General features: G+C 64.1%; 13 protein-coding genes and 1 pseudogene. 9 read left to right on the top strand and 5 right to left on the bottom strand.

The window, feature by feature from the left end; translation table 11 throughout:
* Positions 1–98: 98 nt before the first annotated feature.
* Positions 99–1,481, bottom strand: a complete 1,383-nt coding sequence (locus VMA74_RS05665; RefSeq protein WP_325365663.1) for a porin — start codon at positions 1,479–1,481, stop codon at positions 99–101.
* Between the two features lie 242 nt (positions 1,482–1,723).
* Here VMA74_RS05665 and VMA74_RS05660 point away from each other — a divergent pair, with 242 nt between their 5' ends.
* Positions 1,724–4,333 (top strand): sensor histidine kinase, encoded by a 2,610-nt coding sequence (locus VMA74_RS05660; RefSeq protein ID WP_325365661.1) that lies wholly within the window; start codon positions 1,724–1,726, stop codon positions 4,331–4,333.
* Here the strand turns inward: VMA74_RS05660 and VMA74_RS05655 are convergent.
* The 3 genes from VMA74_RS05655 to VMA74_RS05645 all read right to left on the bottom strand — a co-directional run bounded on the left by VMA74_RS05655 (position 4,283) and on the right by VMA74_RS05645 (position 7,101).
* The gene (locus tag VMA74_RS05655; protein ID WP_325365659.1) at positions 4,283–4,747 is read right to left on the bottom strand and encodes a hypothetical protein; all 465 of its coding nucleotides are present in this window, start codon (positions 4,745–4,747) and stop codon (positions 4,283–4,285) included. The genes VMA74_RS05660 and VMA74_RS05655 overlap by 51 nt on opposite strands.
* Before the next feature lie 611 nt (positions 4,748–5,358).
* Positions 5,359–6,015 carry a response regulator transcription factor gene (locus tag VMA74_RS05650; protein ID WP_325365657.1) on the bottom strand — a complete coding sequence of 219 codons (657 nt, stop codon included), beginning with the start codon at positions 6,013–6,015 and terminating at the stop codon, positions 5,359–5,361.
* A 132-nt stretch (positions 6,016–6,147) separates the two neighbouring features.
* Positions 6,148–7,101: a LysR substrate-binding domain-containing protein gene (locus VMA74_RS05645; RefSeq protein ID WP_325365655.1), complete on the bottom strand. Its 954-nt coding sequence runs from the start codon at positions 7,099–7,101 to the stop codon at positions 6,148–6,150.
* Between the two features lie 116 nt (positions 7,102–7,217).
* Here VMA74_RS05645 and VMA74_RS05640 point away from each other — a divergent pair, with 116 nt between their 5' ends.
* From VMA74_RS05640 to araH, 7 genes are all read left to right on the top strand, one after another.
* Entirely contained in the window at positions 7,218–8,969 is a 1,752-nt protein-coding gene (locus VMA74_RS05640; RefSeq protein WP_325365653.1) for an IlvD/Edd family dehydratase, read from the top strand.
* A gap of 10 nt (positions 8,970–8,979) precedes the next feature.
* Positions 8,980–10,569 (top strand): aldehyde dehydrogenase (NADP(+)), encoded by a 1,590-nt coding sequence (locus VMA74_RS05635; RefSeq protein ID WP_325365651.1) that lies wholly within the window; start codon positions 8,980–8,982, stop codon positions 10,567–10,569.
* Positions 10,570–10,753: 184 nt separating this feature from the next.
* A complete protein-coding gene (locus tag VMA74_RS05630) occupies positions 10,754–11,695 on the top strand; it encodes a dihydrodipicolinate synthase family protein (protein ID WP_325365649.1) in 942 nt (313 codons plus the stop codon).
* 4 nt (positions 11,696–11,699) lie between these two features.
* Entirely contained in the window at positions 11,700–12,638 is a 939-nt protein-coding gene (locus VMA74_RS05625) for a Gfo/Idh/MocA family oxidoreductase (protein ID WP_325365648.1), read from the top strand.
* Between the two features lie 29 nt (positions 12,639–12,667).
* Positions 12,668–13,672: an arabinose ABC transporter substrate-binding protein gene (locus tag VMA74_RS05620; protein WP_325365646.1), complete on the top strand. Its 1,005-nt coding sequence runs from the start codon at positions 12,668–12,670 to the stop codon at positions 13,670–13,672.
* A gap of 207 nt (positions 13,673–13,879) precedes the next feature.
* Complete coding sequence (araG, locus tag VMA74_RS05615; RefSeq protein WP_325365644.1) at positions 13,880–15,391, top strand: L-arabinose ABC transporter ATP-binding protein AraG; 1,512 nt, start codon at positions 13,880–13,882, stop codon at positions 15,389–15,391.
* 33 nt (positions 15,392–15,424) lie between these two features.
* Positions 15,425–16,423 (top strand): L-arabinose ABC transporter permease AraH, encoded by a 999-nt coding sequence (gene araH, locus VMA74_RS05610; RefSeq protein WP_325365642.1) that lies wholly within the window; start codon positions 15,425–15,427, stop codon positions 16,421–16,423.
* A 122-nt stretch (positions 16,424–16,545) separates the two neighbouring features.
* Here araH and VMA74_RS05605 read toward each other — a convergent pair.
* Positions 16,546–17,547: pseudogene (locus VMA74_RS05605) on the bottom strand (autotransporter outer membrane beta-barrel domain-containing protein); the annotation flags it as partial.
* A gap of 5 nt (positions 17,548–17,552) precedes the next feature.
* On the opposite strand from VMA74_RS05605, the gene VMA74_RS05600 reads away from it, so the two are divergent.
* Positions 17,553–18,050, top strand: a 498-nt coding sequence (locus VMA74_RS05600) for a hypothetical protein (protein ID WP_325365664.1), incomplete at its 3' end; no start/stop codon positions are given.

The following is an 18,050-nucleotide window of genomic DNA, read 5'->3' as shown; positions in this document are numbered from 1 at the left end:
GTTGGCGGTGAGGCGTAGCCGAACCCCAACATCACCGTTTGCATGGCGGCGTTGAGGTTCGCGTGCGCTCACCGCCAACCTACGCTGCGAGGTTTTGCTCAGAACACCACCCTCACGCCCACCGTCGGATCGAACGACGCCCGCTGCAGATAGCCGCTGCCCATGCCGTCGTAGACCTTCGACCACTGCACGCCGCCATACACATCGAAAAACCGGCCGAAGTGCTGGTCGAGCACCAGCGACAACACGTCGTAATGACCGCTGCAAAGCGGCGAACTGCCATCCGAACAAGAGACTTTCCCGTAGCTGCTCTGCATGGCGCGGTAGTAAGCCGCAAAAGCATCCAGCGATGGCGTCAGCGCATAGCGCATGCCGGCCCAGGCCACTTCCAGGATCTTCGGCCGCGGGAAGGCGTCGTTGTTCGGCACCACGAAGTAGCCGCCGATCGTCTGCGTACCGACCGAGAGCGGCGAAGAAGGATTGGTGTAGCGGATATGCTCGTAGGCGCCGAAGAATTTCGCCCTGCCCGCGTTGTATTCGCCCAGGAAGGTGTAGGACGTGTTATCCGAGATCGTGCCCGGCAGCGTCTTGCCGACCGGCAAGCCATAGGTGGACGAACCGGGTACATACAGCGCGTCCACCTGTCCGGCGGAGAGGGTGCCAAGCAGGATGGCATCGTTCTTGTGCGCCAGCACGGCATTGACCGACCACGGGCCATCCGTCATGCCAAGATCCACCTGATAGGCGGTGCCGGGTGAACTGGAGATTTTTCTGGCGTTGCCGAACTGGTACATCGCACCGCCATGAAAGATGCCATGCGATACGGTGTACTTCAGCACGCCATCGAGTGCGCGGTCTTCGGTATCGCCGGTGCCGGCGGTAGCGCCGAAAAAGCCGACATACGAAAAGGCCAGCGAACAACTCAGCGGATCGTATTTGCACACTTCGTCATTGAGCAGGGTGCTTTGGCGACCGAAGGTAAGCGTGCCATAGCCCGGCGACGCCACACCCACAAAGGCGCGGCCATTCAAGTATTGGCCGGCGCGCGAGGAATCGCCCCACGATTTCTGCTGCGTCAGCGGCACGCCGTTGTTCACTGCCAGCGAACGCGGACCGTCGATCAGCGTCATCGATGCCGGCAGAAAGCCGGTGTCGGCCTGGAAAATGCCCCACCAGCCGGCGCCCAGCGGTTCGCGCCCCCGCACACCGATGGTGGAAATGCTCATGCCGTTGGAAGCCAGCGATGTATTCGGCTTGTTGCTGGCCTTGACCAGGAAGTTGTTGACGTTGGTGGCGGCCGCATCGCTGAACGCGCTGCCATGGCTCTGGTAGGACACGCCGACATCGACCGTGCCATACAGCGTGATGCCGTACTTCGTCAGCGTGTCCGACGGATCGGTATCGGTACCGGCCCAGGACGGCGAAGCGGCCAATGCGCAAGCGATCACCAATGCGCTGATGGTGTACCTGGTGTTCGGCATGTGCAGCTCTCCCCGTAAAAGTGCCTCGTGCCGACGGTTCATGCCCATCGGCGTGTTGTTGGTCGTCCCCGGGGAACAGCATGCCGCTGGCCGGCGCGCGGTTGAATAACACCATGCGACTAATACTTTCGGGCTAGCGCCGCTTTTGTAGATGGGATGAAATCCCCGCATGGGTTGGCATGACGATGCTGGGATTTCATCCCAGCCTACAGGCGCCTCGGATTGCGATTAGCATGTGTTCCATGCCGATGCGCCATCCCAAAACGCTGAAAATCGCCCTGCTGCTGGCACTCGCTGGAGCAATCGTCACCAGCACCTTGGCTGCCGCCTGGTATGCGAAACAACGCGCTCTCGCGCAGCTGTCCGAGCAAGCCCTGAACCACCTGCAGATCCGTGCGCTCGCCCTGCAGCGCCTGGTGGATCGCTATCGCGTGTTGCCGACCGTGCTGGCGCTCGACCCGGAACTGCGCCAAGCCTTATCCGAGCCGGCATCCGCCGTCGACGTCGATGCACTCAACCACAAGCTGACGGAGGCCAATGGCGCTACGCACGTTTCCACGCTCACCCTGATCGATCGCCACGGTGTTGCCATCGCCGCCAGCAACTGGAACGAGCCTTCCAGCAACGTGGGACTGCACTACGCCTTTCGCCCTTATTTCCAACAGGCGATGCAGCACGACGTGGGCGAGTTCTACGGCATCGGCATCACCACCAATCTGGCCGGCTATTTCGTTTCCGAAGCGCTGCATGACGACAAGGGCCAGCGCATCGGCGTAATCGTGATCAAGATTCCGCTCGACACGCTCGAAAAAGAATGGGCCGGCAGCGGCGACATCGAACTGCTAAGCGATGCGAACGACGTGGTGTTTCTAAGCAACCAGCCGGCCTGGATCTATCGCCCGCTGACCCCCTTGGGACCGAACGTCGAATCCACGCTGGCGCGCACCCGGCAGTACGGTAACCACCTGTTGCCGCCCGCCGTGCTACATACACAGGCCACCATCGGCGCGGGCGGCCGCCTGGTTCACGCCGGGCTGCCACTCATGCCGCACGATGTAGTCTGGCAATCGATGCCGTTGCTCGCGCAGGCCTGGACGCTGCACTTGCTGAGCGATGCGCACCCCGCCACCCTCGCCGCCTACCGTGCCGCACTCGTCACGTTGGGGATCTGGCTGCTGGCGCTCCTGCTCGCCCTGTTTTTGCAGCAGCGCGTACGTGCCGCGCAATTGCACCGGCGCAGCCGCCGCGATCTGGAGCAGTTGATTTCGCATTACGCCAGCGCATTGCGTTCGGAAGAAGACAGCCTGGTGCATGCCGCGCTGCAAGCCATGGCCGGACATCCGGAGGTGCTCGCGCGCCTGCCGCAAGGCGTCAGCGTGATCGACACGCAACTGCGGCTGGTGGCCTGGAATGACCGATATGCGGAACTGTTCGACTACCCGGCCTCGCTCCTGACAGCGGGCCAGCCGGTGGAAGAGCTGTTTCGCTACAACGCCAAGCGCGGCTTGCTCGGGCCGGGCGATATCGAAGACGCCATCCAGCGCCGCCTGAATTACCTGCGCCAGGGCAGCCCGCACATGGTCGAGCGCGAGCGGCCCGATGGCGTGCTACTGGAAATACGCGGCCGGCCGCTGCCGGGCGGCGGCTTCGTCACCAGCTACGCGGATATCGCTTTGTACAAAGAGGCCGCACGCGAACTGCGCACCTTGACGCACACGCTCGAACATCGCATCGAAACCAGCACGCAGGATCTGCGCACCGCCAAAGCGGAGGCGGAACGTGCCAACCGCAACAAGACACGCTATGTCGCCGCCGCCGTGCACGATCTGCTGCAACCGCTGAATGCAGCGCGGCTGTTCGCCGGTTCCCTCAGGCAATCCGACACGGCGCATACCGGCGTAGTGGAACGCATCGAACGCTCGCTGCAGGCGCTGGATAGCCAGCTCACCAGCATGCTCGACCTGGCCCGGCTGGACGCCGGCGCCATCACGCCGGAGGTGCAGGTTTTCGCTTTGTCGCCGTTGCTGCAGGAACTGGCCGGCCAGTTCGGCATCATGGCGCAGGCGAAAGGCTTGCGGCTTTCCTTCGTGCCTACCTCGGCCTGGGTGCGCAGCAGCCCCGCCTTGCTGCAGCGGGCGGTGCAGAATTTTCTTTCCAATGCCCTGCACTACACACCGCAAGGACGCATCCTGCTCGGCTGCCGGCGCGTCGGACCGGCCCTGCGCGTCGAGGTGTGGGATACCGGTATCGGCATCCCGAAAGATCGGCTCGAAATCATTTTCCAGGAATTCAGGCGCCTGGATACCGCGGTAGACGCGGATGAGCGCAGCGCCGGGCTTGGCCTTTCCATCGTGGAACGCATTGCGCATTTGCTCGGACACCCGCTGCTGGTGCGCTCGTGGCCGGGCCGCGGCAGCGTGTTCGGCATGACGGTGGCCTTGGCGCAACCGCCTGCATCCGCCGTGCAGGCGGGTGACGATGACGGCAGCGATTCGCTGCTCAAGAACCGGACGATATGGCTGATCCAGGAAAGCGCCCATCTGCGGCAGAAGACGGCGGCCATGCTGTGCGGTTGGGGTTGCAAGGTGTCGGAGTGGGCGAAAGCTGATGAAGCACTTGCCGCTGCAGCATCCATACCCGACCTGATTCTGGTGGATGGCCAATGGGAGCCGATCCTGGCGCTGCTGAAGCTTCGCGGCGCCGATCATCAACCGCCGATCGTCGCATTCCTCGGCAAGGACGAAACGGGTTTGCCCGATGTACTGCGGCAAGCCGGCGTACACACCACCAACCTGCCGCCGTCACCGCCGCGCTTGCGGGCGATGATGATGCAGTTGCTGCTGGGTTCGTAGCGCCGCTGCGCCAGGGCTTCTGCTGTATTCAAACGAACGCGGCTTGTACGGCGCAAGCCAAATCGCGCCGCAGTTGCTCCCGGCTGCGCCCATGATCTTCACTGGCATAGCCAGGAGAATGGGAGGTATCGAGGCAGAAGGTGCCCACGCCAATCCAAAATCATTCGCGTGTCCGAGGCTGCGAAAGCTGAGCGGCACCACCTCCCCCGCCGCAAACGGCCAGGGCGCATTCGATAGCGTTCCCGCCACAGCCAGATAAGCCAGCGCATAACCTGCCGCCACCCCAAGGTGTACCAACCAGCGATGGGCCTTGCACTTTTCCTCGATAAAGCTCCTGAGCATCATGTCCCTTGCCTCCAACAAAGCCATGCCGTCTACCACGTAAGCTGCTGCCTGGCATGGCATTGCAACCATGCGATGGTGCTGGCTCGGCCAAGGCCGGCCGCACCAGCCTTTCAAGCATAGGACGATAGAGATGCATCATCTTGTCGGCAAAAGCTGACGCTTTTTGCAGGGTATCGACGGATACCTTTCTTGCGAACCGATATGACAACATGCGTAACACTTTCGCTTGGCCGCTGCATGCGCATTTACGTCCAGCCGTGAGGCTCGGCGCGTTGCGACGACAAAATCAAACATAGAGCTTCTTCACTTCAGTACGTAACATCAGTACATACCCGTCGCGCGCTGACCAAGCGGAAGCCTTGCTGCAAGGGCTTTTGGCCAAGATACGATTTTTCCCATGGCCATCCCTTTCGCGCCTGTTTTGTAATGCCACGACACGACCCAACCATGTGGGCCGTTGGGGGGAGTCTCGGCGGCGACGATCGCTCGCCGGCCCAACACGGCAGCCTGGTGACTTGGGACGGCACAAGGACGTCGCCAACCAGCTGCGCGACCAAAGCACGCTGGAATCGTTGCAGCGCAAAGTGGCGAGCGGTCAGCGGCTGACCTATAAGGATATCCTTGTTTGACGATGACGGCCGTGAGAGGGGTGCCGAGGATCCAAACGCTATATGCGGCGCTTACACCACCCCCGTATCATCCTCTTCCATATCCAGCGACTTGACCAGCACCGCCGCCTGCGTGCGCGAGCGGCAATCGAGCTTGGACAGCACCGCCGTCACGTGGATTTTCACAGTGTTCTCGGCCAACCCAAGCCGATCGGCAATCTGTTTGTTGAGCAAGCCTTCCGCCATCAGCATCAAGACGCGGAACTGCTGCGGCGTCAGCTGCGCAAAGCGCGCAGCAAGCGCTGCGTCCTGCTCGCTGCGCTCGGCACGCGTGGACTCGAACCATAGCCCGCCATCCAGCACGCGTTGCACCGCCTTGCTCAAATCCTCCACCGGAGCCGCCTTGGGTACGAAACCGGCGGCACCGAACTGCTGCGCGCGGCGCACCGTACGCGGGCGATCGTCGGAGGAAATCACGATCACCGGTACGTCGGGCCGCTCGGCGCGCAGCCACAGCAGCGAGGAGAAACCGATCGCACCCGGCATGGTCAGGTCGAGCAGCACCAGGTCGATATCGGGTGTCGTGGCCAGGCCGGCTTCGAGCGTGCTCTGGCTGGAGGCTTCCAGCACCCGGCATGCATGGATCGCCGCATGCAGCGCATGCACCACCGCCGCGCGGAACATCGGGTGGTCATCGGCAACCAGGATAGTGGTGGGGGCTTCGCTCATGAATCGGAGTTGTCGCGGGCGATCCGCAGCCTGAATGCAGGGAGCGTACCCCAAGCATGTCACCTCGGCCATGCCGGCATGGCAGCATCCGAAGCACAGCAAAACCTGATGGCGCTAAGCGGGCATCCCGAGTCAGCACACCTCATGGCGGTAAGCTTCACGCCCAACGGTGCGCAGCGTGTCGATCATCAACGCCACCGCAGGAGAGAGGATTTTTTCGGCGGGCGTGATCAACCCGAAGTCGTCCATCTTGCATTCCATCGGCAACGGCAGGATATCCACCATGCCATGGGCTGCATAATAGTGCGCCACATCCTCGGCCAGCACGGCGATCATGTCGCTTTGCTCCAGCGCACGCGTAATGAACAGCAGCGCCGACGCCTCGACGATATTCGACGGCAACGCCAGGCTCGCACGCTGGAACATCAGCTCGAAACGATGCCGCAGCACACTTCCTGCCGGTGGCACAATCCACGCGCCATGCTGCACGTCGGCCAGCACCAGGGGCTTGCCGCCGGACAGCGGATGCCCGCGCCGAACGACGGCATGCACGGGTTCACTGGCGAATGGCTCATAGTGCAAGCGCAGCTTGTCGTGCTCGGGAAACAGGCGCCCGATCACCACGTCGAGCTTGTCTTGCGCCAGCCGTTCCAGCAGCACGTTGCTGGTGTCGATATCGACCATGATGCGGATGTTCGCATGCATGCGCTTCACCGCCGCCACGGCTGCGGGCAGCAGGCGCACGCCCGGCGAGGTGATGGCGCCGACCGCCACCTGCCCCAGGCGCCCGGCCTTGAGCGCGGCGAGCTCCTCCTGGGCCTGGTCGAGGCTGCCGAGCATCATGCGCGCGTGGCGGATCAAGGCCTCGCCATACAGCGTGGGCCGCATGCCGCGCGGCATGCGCTCAAACAACGGTGCTTGCAGCATTTCTTCCAGCTCGCGCAATAGTTTGGACGCAGCCGGCTGGGTGATGTTGAGCGCCGCGGCAGCGCGGTGGATGTTGCCTTCCTCAGCCAGCGCCACCACCAGCAGCAATTGCCGTGTCTTCAGGCGCGTGCGGACGTACCACGGGTTGGTATCTAACATGGGCTGGTCACCGGCACTGATATCAATCCGGATATCGGAAGGGTCCAATTTCTCATTGGTAGGTTATCAGCCTTGTTCCTAGACTGCAGCGGACCTGTCTAACTGAACGACCGACGATGCCGGCAAGCAAACCCAAACTGCGGTCTCAACAATGGTTCGGTACCAACGACAAAAACGGCTTCATGTATCGAAGCTGGATGAAGAACCAGGGCATCCCCGATCACGAATTCGACGGCAGGCCGATCATCGGCATCTGCAATACCTGGTCGGAACTGACGCCGTGCAATGCGCATTTCCGCAAGCTGGCCGAGCACGTCAAGCGCGGCGTGTATGAAGCGGGCGGTTTTCCCGTCGAATTCCCGGTGTTCTCCAACGGCGAATCGAACCTGCGCCCGACCGCGATGCTCACGCGCAATCTCGCCTCGATGGATGTGGAAGAAGCGATCCGCGGCAACCCGATCGACGCCGTGGTCCTGATGTGCGGTTGCGACAAGACCACGCCTGCGCTGTTGATGGGCGCGGCGAGCGTCGACGTGCCGGCCATCGTGGTGACCGGCGGCCCCATGCTCAACGGCAAGCTCGAAGGCAAGAACATCGGCTCGGGCACCGCGGTGTGGCGCCTGCACGAAGCGCTGAAAGCAGGCGAGATCGACCTGCATCATTTTCTTTCCGCCGAAGCAGGCATGTCGCGCTCGGCCGGCACCTGCAACACCATGGGCACGGCCTCGACCATGGCCTGCATGGCCGAGTCGCTCGGCGTGTCGCTGCCGCACAACGCCGCGATTCCGGCGGTGGATGCGCGTCGCTACGTGCTTGCGCACATGTCAGGCATCCGCATCGTGCAGATGGCGCTGGAAGACCTGACGCTGTCGAAGATCCTCACGCGCGAGGCGTTCGAGAATGCGATCGCCACCAATGCGGCGATCGGCGGCTCCACCAATGCGGTGATCCATTTGAAGGCGATCGCCGGGCGCATCGGCGTGCCGCTGGAACTGGAAGACTGGACGCGCATCGGCCGCCACACCCCTACCCTGGTCGACCTGCAGCCGTCGGGCCGCTTCCTGATGGAAGAGTTCTATTACGCCGGCGGCCTGCCTGCCGTGCTGCGCCGGCTGGGCGAGGCGAAGCGCCTGCCGCATCCGGATGCACTGACCGTCAACGGCAAGTCCATCTGGGACAACGTGCGCGAAGCGCCGATCTACGACGACAACGTGATCCGTCCGCTCGACCAGCCGCTGATCGCCGATGGCGGCATCTGCATCCTGCGTGGCAATCTCGCGCCCAACGGCGCGGTGCTGAAACCGTCGGCGGCCTCACCCGAATTGCTCAAGCATCGCGGACGCGCGGTGGTGTTCGAGAACTTCGATCATTACAAGAGCGCCATCAACGACGAGACGCTGGACGTCGACAAGGATTCGATCCTGGTGATGAAGAACTGCGGCCCGCGGGGTTATCCCGGCATGGCCGAGGTCGGCAACATGGGCCTGCCGCCGAAACTGCTGCGCCAGGGCGTGAAGGACATGGTGCGTATTTCCGATGCGCGCATGAGCGGCACCGCATACGGCACGGTAGTGCTGCATGTGGCGCCGGAAGCGGCGGCCGGCGGGCCACTCGCGGCGGTGCGCAATGGCGACTGGATCGAACTGGATTGCGAAGCGGGCCGGCTGCATCTGGACATCAGCGACGAAGAACTCGCGCGCCGCCTGCGCGAGATCGATCCGGCCGCCGCGCCGGGTGTCGCGGAACAGCAAGGCAAAGGCGGCTATGCTCGCCTGTATGTCGACCATGTGCTGCAAGCCGATGAAGGCTGCGACCTGGATTTCCTGGTGGGCAAGCGCGGCACCGCCGTGCCCCGCCATTCGCATTGAGAGGTGAAGCATGACCGTACCGCTTACGGGCGAATCGCTGATCGCAGGCAACACGCACCGCGGCGAAGGGGCATCGTTCCAGGCGTTCGACGCGGCGCGCAGCGAACCCATCGCGCAGCCGGTGTTCCATGGCGCATCGGGCGCCGACGTCGAGGTGGCGTGCGAACTGGCGGATGAAGCGTTCGACGTCTACCGCGCCCTGCCCTTGCAACAACGCGCAGACTTTCTCGATGACTGCGCCGCGCGCATCGAAGCGCTCGGCGACGCCTTGATCGAACGCGCGATGGCCGAAACCGGCCTGCCTCGCGCGCGTCTTGAAGGCGAACGCGCACGCACCGCCAACCAGCTGCGCATGTTCGCCACGCTCGTTCGCAGCGGCGACGCGCTCGATGCACGCATCGAACCTGCGTTGCCCGAACGCCAACCGCCGCGTTCCGACTTGCGCTTCTGGCGCATCGGCGTCGGTCCGGTCGCGGTATTCGGCGCCAGCAATTTTCCGCTCGCGTTCTCGGTGGCGGGTGGCGATACCGCGTCCGCGCTTGCAGCGGGCTGCCCGGTGGTGGTGAAAGCGCATCCCGCGCATCCAGGCACCTCTGAATTGATCGGTCGCGCCTTGCAAAAAGCCGTGGCCGCAGCCGGTCTGCCACCGGGCGTGTTTGCGTTGCTGTTCGATGCGGGGCATGACGTCGGTAGTGCCTTGGTCAAGCACCCGGCGATCCGCGCGGTCGGTTTCACCGGCTCGCGTGCGGGTAGCTTGGCGTTGATGAAACTCGCAGCCGCGCGCGTCGAGCCGATTCCGGTCTACGCCGAAATGAGCAGCGTGAATCCCAACCTGCTGCTGCCGGGCGCGCTGGCTGCACGCGGCGAAACGCTGGTGCGCGAATTCACCGCTTCGGCCACGCTGGGCTGCGGCCAGTTCTGCACCAATCCGGGCTTGATGCTCGGCCTCGCCGGCAGCGACTTCGATGCCTTCGCCGCGCATGCCGCGCGCGAATTCAGCGCGGTGCCGGCCGGCGTGATGCTTACCGCCGGTATTCTGCAGGCGTATGAACGCGGCATCGAACGCCTCACGCAGCATCCGCGGGTGAGCACACTCGCCCGCGGCGCCGCGGCGCCAGGTCGTGCCCAGGCCGCGCTGTTGCGCGTGCGCGGCAGCGATCTGCTCGACGATCTTTCGCTGGGCGAGGAAGTGTTCGGCCCCAGCAGCCTGCTGGTCGAATGCGCGGACGTGGTCGAGCTGCGCACGCTGCTGCGCAAACTCGAAGGCCAGCTCACCATCACCCTGCACATGGAACCCGGCGACGCCGAACTCGCACGTGCGCTGCTGCCGCTGATCGAGCGCAAGGCCGGCCGCGTGCTGGCGAACGGATTTCCGACCGGCGTGGAAGTATGCGATGCGATCGTGCACGGCGGCCCATTCCCTGCGACCTCGGATGGACGCAGTACATCGGTGGGCACGGCGGCGATCGAGCGTTTCCTGCGACCGGTGTGTTATCAGAACCTTGCCGGCGAGCTGTTGCCTGAGGCGTTGCGCGATGGCAATCCGCTGCATATTCGGCGCCGGTTTGCGGGGAAGCCGGAAGCGGCGAAGGGGCTGTAACGAACTATGCAGTTGCCATGACATCCACCTTCCCTCATGCCCGTCATTCCCGCAAAAGCGGAGGTGCTTTTCAACAGCGAAAGCTGGTCAATCCATCTTTGCCTTTGCATCAGAGCAAATGGATTCCCGCTTTCGCGGGAATGACGGCAAGGTAGATTTGGCGCGATCAGTTAAAGGAACCCGGATGACAGAAACCACCCCGACTCGCCGCCCACCCCGCTACCGCGGCATCTTCCCTGTCGTACCCACCACCTTCACCGAAACCGGTGACCTCGACCTGGCCAGCCAGAAGCGCGCCGTCGATTTCATCATCGACGCCGGTTCCGACGGCCTGTGCATCCTGGCCAACTTCTCCGAGCAGTTTTCACTCTCCGACGACGAACGCGAGCTCATCACGCGCACCGTGCTCGAACACGTGGCCGGCCGCGTGCCGGTGATCGTCACCACCACGCACTACGGCACCGCCATCAGCGCCGCGCGCAGCAAGCACGCGCAGGAACAAGGCGCGGCGATGGTGATGCTGATGCCGCCCTATCACGGCGCCACCTTCCGCGTGCCCGAACCGCAGATCTACGAGTTCTACGCGCGCGTGTCCGATGCCATCGACATCCCGATCATGATCCAGGATGCACCCGCCAGCGGCACCGTGCTCTCGGCCGCGTTTCTTGCACGCATGGCACGCGAGATCGAACACGTCGCCTACTTCAAGGTCGAAACACCCGGCGCCGCAAACAAGCTGCGCGAGCTGATCCGCCTGGCCGGCGACGCGGCGGAAGGTCCGTGGGATGGCGAGGAAGCCATCACGCTGCTCGCGGACTTGAATGCCGGCGCCACCGGTTCGATGACCGGTGGCGGCTATCCGGACGGCATCCGCCCGATCATCGAGGCGCATCGCGAAGGCCGCATCGACGACGCGTTCGCGCACTACCAGCGCTGGCTGCCGCTGATCAATCACGAAAACCGCCAGGCCGGCATGCTCGCCTGCAAGGCGCTGATGAAGGAAGGTGGCGTGATCGCCTGCGAACTGCCGCGCCATCCCCTGCCCGCCATGCATCCGAATACACGCGCGGAACTGATCGACATCGCCCGTCGGCTCGATCCGCTCGTGCTGCGTTGGGGAAAATAAGCTCATGACAGCCAACAACACGTGCTACACCGTGGGCATCGTCGGCGTCGGCAAGATCGCGCGCGACCAGCACCTGCCGGCCATCGCCAACAATCCGGGTTTCCAACTCATCGCTGCCGCCAGCCGTCATGCGCAGGTCGAACACGTGCGCAACTATCCGGACCTCGACGCGCTGCTCGCCGCCGAGCCGGAACTCGACGCCGTTTCGCTGTGCGCACCGCCGCAAGTACGTTACGCGCAAGCGCGCGCCGCACTGCTGGCGGGCAAGCACGTGATGCTGGAAAAACCACCCGGCGCTGGCGTGAGCGAAGTGGAAGCATTGCGAGGGCTCGCGCGTAAACTTGGCCGCACGCTGTTCGCCACCTGGCATTCGCGCCATGCCAGCGCGGTCGATCCGGCGCGCGAGTGGCTCGCCCACCGCAGCGTGCGCGCCGTCCACGTACGCTGGAAAGAAGACGTGCGCCGCTGGCATCCAGGACAACAATGGATCTGGGAACCGGGCGGCCTCGGCGTATTCGACCCGGGCATCAACGCGCTCTCCATCGTCACGGAAATCCTGCCCAACGAAGTGTTGCTGCGTAGCGCGACGCTGCACGTTCCCAGCGATTGCGCCACGCCGATCGCCGCCGAACTCGATTGCATCGACGCGAGCGGGGCCCCGGTGCACGCGGCATTCGACTGGCGCCATGGCCCGGTCGAGCAATGGGAAATCGACGTCGACACCGACGACGGCCTGCTTTCGATCAGCGAAGGCGGCAAGCGGATGACGATTGCAGGCGCGCCGGTCGCCCTTGGCGCCGAACGCGAATACCCGGCGCTTTACGAACGTTTCCATGCGCTCATCACGGAACAGACCTACGACGTCGACGTACGCCCGCTGCGCCTGGTCGCCGACGCATTCCTGCTGGGGCGGCACGTAAAGACCGATGCTTTTGGTCACTGAACGCCATCGTTACATCCGGAGACTGCAACATGATCAACAAAATCCGCCCACGCACCCTTTGTGCCCTGGTTGCGGCGATGGCGATGACCGTGGTCGGCCTGAGCGCATGCAACCGCACGCCGCCGCCGCTCAAGATCGGCTTCCTGGTGAAGATGCCGGAGCAGGCATGGTTCATCAACGAGCAGAAAGCCGCCACCGCGCTTGGCCAGAAGGAAGGTTTCTCGGTGGTGAGCATCGCGACGCCAGACGGCGAAAAAGTGCTGGCCGCCATCGACAATCTCGGCGCGCAAGGCGCGCAGGGCTTTGTGATCTGCCCGCCCGACGTGCGGCTGGGGCCGGCGATCCAGGCGCGCGCGCGGCAATACAACATGAAGTTCGTGACGGTCGACGATCGCCTGGTCGACAGCTCCGGCAAGCCGCTGGCGGGCGTCCCGCACCTGGGCATGTCCTCGTTCAAGATCGGCAACCAGGTTGGCCAGGCCATTGCCGATGAAATGAAACGCCGCGGCTGGAAGCCGGAAGAAGTGGGCGCGCTGCGCATCACCGACGACCAACTGCCCACCGCCAAGCAACGCACCGACGGTGCCACCGAAACCCTGCTCGCCAACGGTTTCAAGCAGGCCAACATTTTCGACGCGCCCCAGCGCACCACCGACGACGAAGGCGGTTTCAACGCTGCCTCGCCGGTGCTCGCCCAGCATCCGGATATCAAGAAGTGGGTGATCTACGCGCTCAACGAGGAAACCGTGCTGGGTGCCGTGCGCGCGACCGAGCAGTTGCATATTCCGGCCGAAGACGTGATCGGCGTCGGCATCAACGGTGCCGGCGAGGCGTTTGCCGAGTTCCAGAAGAAGCAGGCCACCGGGTTCTACGGCACCATCGCCGTGAGCTCGACCAACCACGGACGGGACAGCGCGCAGAACCTGGTGGACTGGATTCGCACCGGCAAGGAGCCACCGGCGGATACGCAGACGACGGGGATGTTGATGACGCGGGAGAATTGGCAAAAGGTGCGGGAGGAGCTGGGGATTTGACTCTCGCCGCCATCCGCCCCATCTCCCCTCCGGGGAGAGGGCTACGGTGAGGGGCGAATCTTGCGAAGTAAATAGTTGCATGCGGGATTCAAAGAAAGACTCCACGTACCCAATGAGTTTCCTACAAGCCCCAGCCCCTCACCCCAACCCTCTCCCCCGTCTTTGATCAAGGATGGGGAGAGGGAGCAAAAACCAGAAACTGAACCCATGACGCACGCCACCGCAGCGATCCAACCCGCCCACCTGGAACTCGACGCCATCACCGTCAGTTTCCCCGGCGTGCGTGCGCTCGATGGCGTATCGCTGCAAGTGCGCGCCGGCGAAGTGCATGGCCTGATGGGCGAAAACGGCGCGGGCAAATCCACGTTGCTGAAAGTGCTCTCCGGCGTAAACCAGCCGCAGGCCGGCACGCTGCGCCTGAACGGCATGACGCACCAGTTCGCCAACACGCGTGCGGCGATCGACGCCGGCATCGCGATCATCTACCAGGAACTGCACCTGGTGCCCGAGCTGACGGTGGCCGACAACCTGATGCTCGGGCAATTGCCCAACCGCTTCGGCGTGCTCGACCAGCGCGCGTTGATCCGGCGTGCGGTGGATGAACTGCAACGCCTGGGCGAACACGTCGATCCACGCACGCCGGTGAAGCATCTGTCCATCGGCCAGCGCCAGATGATCGAGATCGGCAAGGCCTTGATGCGCGATGCGCGCGTGATCGCCTTCGACGAACCGACCAGTTCATTGTCGGCGCGCGAAACCGAGAATCTTTTCCGCATCATCAAGGCGCTGCGCGCGGATGGGCGCGCCATCATCTACGTCACGCACCGCATGGACGAAGTGGACGCGCTGTGCGACCGCGTCACCGTGTTTCGCGACGGCAAGCGCGTGGAGACGTTCGAATCGATGGCCAACGTCGATCGCCACGCATTGATTACCGCGATGGTGGGCCGCCCGATCGCAGACGTCTACGGTTACCGTCCGCGTCCCGCCGGCGACGTGCTGCTCGAAGCCAAAGGCTTGCTGGGGCCGGGACTGGCCGAACCTGCATCGTTCACCGCACGCCGCGGCGAAATCGTTGGCTTCTTCGGGCTGGTGGGCGCCGGACGCTCCGAGCTGATGAAGCTGATCTACGGCGCCACGCGCGCAAGCGCGGGCCATGTCGAACTCGGCGGCAAGCGTGTGCATTTCGCCAGCCCGCGCGATGCCGTGCGCGCCGGCATTGCGCTCTGCCCCGAGGATCGCAAAAAGGAAGGCATCGTCGCGATCGCCTCGGTGGCCGACAACCTCAACCTCAGCGCGCGCCGCCACTTCTGCCGCGGCGGTTTTCTGCTCGATGCCAGGCGCGAACGCACGCTAACGCAGGAATACATCCGCAAGCTGGCGATCAAGACCCGCGACGGCGACACCGCCATCGGCACCTTGTCCGGCGGCAACCAGCAGAAAGTAATCCTGTCGCGCTGGCTGGCCGAGCAGATCGAGGTGTTCCTGATGGACGAGCCGACGCGCGGCATCGACGTGGGCGCGCGCGCGGAGATCTATCATCTGCTGTATGACCTCGCCGAAGCGGGCCGCAGCGTGCTGATGGTGTCGAGCGACCTGGCCGAGGTGATCGGCGTGGCCGACCGCATCATCGTGATGCGCCAAGGGCGCATCGTGGGCAACGTCCCGAAGGCCGACGCCACGCCCAGCGAATTGATCAAGATGGCGCTGCCGCGCTGATGCACTCAAGAAGAGCCACCGATGAGCCTAGCCATGCCACCTGAGCCACTCCCCTCCGCCGAAGCCGCCTCGCCGCCCGCCAAGCCTGTGCGCGTACGCATGTGGGAGGCGGTCAACCGCTCGGGCATTGCGGTGGCGTTCGCCGTGATGTTCGTGGTGCTCGCTGCGACCGTGCCCGATTTTCTCACCGCACGAAACATGCAGGGCCTGCTGCTGTCCGTCACGCTGATCGGTTCGATCGCCGTCACCATGATGTTCGTGCTGGCGCTGGGCGAGGTCGATCTGTCGGTGGCCTCCATCGTGGCATTCGCCGGTGTGGTGGCAGCCACGGTCATCACCCAATCGCATAGCGTGGTGCTGGGCGTGGTCGCGGGCATCCTCGCCGGCGGCGCGGTCGGGCTGGTGAACGGCGTGCTAGTGGCGCGCTTCAAGGTCAACTCGCTGATCGCCACGCTCGCCATGATGGAAGCGGTGCGCGGCCTCGCCTATCTCACCTCCAACGGCGATGCGGTGATGATTTCGCAGGAGAGTTTCTTCGCGCTGGGCAGCGGTTCGTTCCTTGGTGTTTCGTATCCGATCTGGAGCAATATCGCCGGCTTCGTGGTGTTCGGTTTCCTGTTGAACAAGACGGTGTTCGGCAAGCACGTGCTGGCCGTCGGCGGCAACAGCGAAGCGGCGCTGCTCGCCGGCCTGCCGGTGATGCGCATCAAGATCATGGTGTTCGTGCTGCAGGGCTTGGTAACGGGCTTTGCCGGCGTGATGCTCGCCTCGCGCATGAGCCTGGGCGATCCGAAGACCTCGGTGGGCCTTGAGCTTGGCGTGATCTCCGCCTGCGTGCTTGGCGGCGTGTCGCTTACCGGCGGCGTGGCGACGATCCTGGGCGTGCTCGTGGGCGTATTGATCATGGGCACGGTGCAAAACGTGATGAGCCTGATGAACGTGCCGACGTTCTATCAATACCTGATCCGCGGCGGCATCCTGCTGCTGGCGGTGTTGTTCGACCAGTATCGGCGCAGCCGGCGCCGCGTATGACCACCCCATAAATGCAATCGTAGCCTGGGATGAAATCCCAGCTTCGATACGCATGGCGATGCTGGGATTTCATCCCAGCCTACCGGCTGATCCTCGCATGCGTGCATCTATCGCCACGCCCCTCACCAATTGATACGAACGCCCACCTTCCCGCTATACCCGCTGTCACGACTATTGATGCCTCGGTCATACCCCGCGCTTCCGTACACAAACACGTTGCGCGCCAGTTGCGAACTGATTCCCGTACGCAGACCCACCCAGGAGCGTTTGAGATCCGAGTGGAAAGTCACCGGCGTGGTCGGCGTGGAGAACGACACGCCTGGGTTGGCCATGAATTCGCGCCACATGTCGACGCGCAGCCAGGCGCTGATCAACTTGGGGCGCGCGGGGTCGCTGCCGTAGAACCAGCTCTTCTTCACCTCGCTGCCGACACGGCCGGCCAGCGAATGGGCATCGCCGAAGTACACGCTGGAGGCAGCGTCGGAAGCATCGTTGAACGAGGCGGTCTGATACACCAGTTGCGCCTGCGGCACGAACACCCAGCCGTTGTGCAGCGGGATCGGATAGCCGCCTTCGAGTGAGGCGGCGACACCGATGCCATCCGTCTTCAGCGGCGCCATGCGCGTGGAACTGGCCTTGACGCTGTAACCGGTGCCCTGCACCACCGCATCCGCGTACCAGCCCGATGGCCCGAAGTGCGTCCAATACGTGCCGAGGGTGGCGTTCTGCAACTGGTTATGGCCGGCGTTGCTGCCGTCGAAGTTCTTGACATTGCCGGCGATCTGACCGAGCGCGACATACACGCCGGAAACGTCGCTGCCAGCGTCGTTCTGGCCGCGGTACAGATCCACGCCGGCCTGCAAGGTGAACATGTCGGCGCCGTAGCTCGGACCCTTGTTGCCGTAGATGCCGAACGGACCGCCGTCGCGCGTATCGTGCAGCGCAGTGACGCGCGCCCAGCTACCGTTCTCATAGGCATCGGGTTGAACGTCCTGATTGCTGCGCTCCTGCAGGTTGTCCATCAGGTTCTGCCCGTAGGCCAACGCCATCGAAGGCACAGCGGCGTAAAGCGAAACCTCCTGGCGATAGAGCGGTACGACGTTCTGGCCGGATTGCCCGCCTGAGCTGGATGATGGAGAAGGTGTCGGTGCAGGCGTCGGCGCGGGCGTCGGCGCAGGTGCTGGTGCCGGTGTCGGCGCGGGCGTCGGTGCCGGCGCTGGCGCTGGCGCAGGTGTCGGTGCAGGCGTTGGCGCCGGTGTTGGTGCAGGTGCAGGTGCAGGTGCAGGTGCAGGTGTCGGTGTCGGTGTCGGTGCCGGTGCCGGTGCCGGTGTCGGTGCCGGTGTCGGCGCAGGCGTCGGTGCGGGTGTTGGTGCAGGCGTTGGTGCAGGCGTCGGCGCCGGTGCAGGCGTCGGTGCAGGCGTCGGTGCAGGCGTTGGCGTTGGCGTTGGCGTTGGCGTTGGCGTTGGCGTTGGCGTTGGCGTTGGCGTTGGCGTTGGCGTCGGTGCAGGCGTTGGCGTCGGTGCAGGTGCAGGCGCTGGCGTTGGCGTTGGCGTTGGCGTTGGCGTTGGCGTTGGCGTTGGCGTTGGCGTTGGCGTTGGCGTTGGCGTTGGCGTTGGCGTTGGCGCTG

Origin of the sequence: Dyella sp. (assembly GCF_035508675.1) — a bacterium.
Classification (GTDB): domain Bacteria; phylum Pseudomonadota; class Gammaproteobacteria; order Xanthomonadales; family Rhodanobacteraceae; genus Dyella_B.
The sequence above is the reverse complement of the archived record's forward strand: the minus strand, read 5'-3'. Positions and strand labels throughout refer to the sequence as shown.

What these genes read in the sequence shown, in the direction of transcription:
- VMA74_RS05655 (WP_325365659.1), bottom strand. Translation starts at nt 4,747, where the DNA reads ATGGTTGCAATGCCATGCCAGGCAGCAGCTTACGTGGTAGACGGCATG.
- VMA74_RS05630 (WP_325365649.1), top strand. Translation starts at nt 10,754, where the DNA reads ATGACAGAAACCACCCCGACTCGCCGCCCACCCCGCTACCGCGGCATC.
- VMA74_RS05620 (WP_325365646.1), top strand. Translation starts at nt 12,668, where the DNA reads ATGATCAACAAAATCCGCCCACGCACCCTTTGTGCCCTGGTTGCGGCG.
- VMA74_RS05645 (WP_325365655.1), bottom strand. Translation starts at nt 7,101, where the DNA reads ATGTTAGATACCAACCCGTGGTACGTCCGCACGCGCCTGAAGACACGG.
- araH (WP_325365642.1), top strand. Translation starts at nt 15,425, where the DNA reads ATGCCACCTGAGCCACTCCCCTCCGCCGAAGCCGCCTCGCCGCCCGCC.
- VMA74_RS05640 (WP_325365653.1), top strand. Translation starts at nt 7,218, where the DNA reads ATGCCGGCAAGCAAACCCAAACTGCGGTCTCAACAATGGTTCGGTACC.
- araG (WP_325365644.1), top strand. Translation starts at nt 13,880, where the DNA reads ATGACGCACGCCACCGCAGCGATCCAACCCGCCCACCTGGAACTCGAC.
- VMA74_RS05650 (WP_325365657.1), bottom strand. Translation starts at nt 6,015, where the DNA reads ATGAGCGAAGCCCCCACCACTATCCTGGTTGCCGATGACCACCCGATG.
- VMA74_RS05665 (WP_325365663.1), bottom strand. Translation starts at nt 1,481, where the DNA reads ATGCCGAACACCAGGTACACCATCAGCGCATTGGTGATCGCTTGCGCA.
- VMA74_RS05625 (WP_325365648.1), top strand. Translation starts at nt 11,700, where the DNA reads ATGACAGCCAACAACACGTGCTACACCGTGGGCATCGTCGGCGTCGGC.
- VMA74_RS05660 (WP_325365661.1), top strand. Translation starts at nt 1,724, where the DNA reads ATGCCGATGCGCCATCCCAAAACGCTGAAAATCGCCCTGCTGCTGGCA.
- VMA74_RS05635 (WP_325365651.1), top strand. Translation starts at nt 8,980, where the DNA reads ATGACCGTACCGCTTACGGGCGAATCGCTGATCGCAGGCAACACGCAC.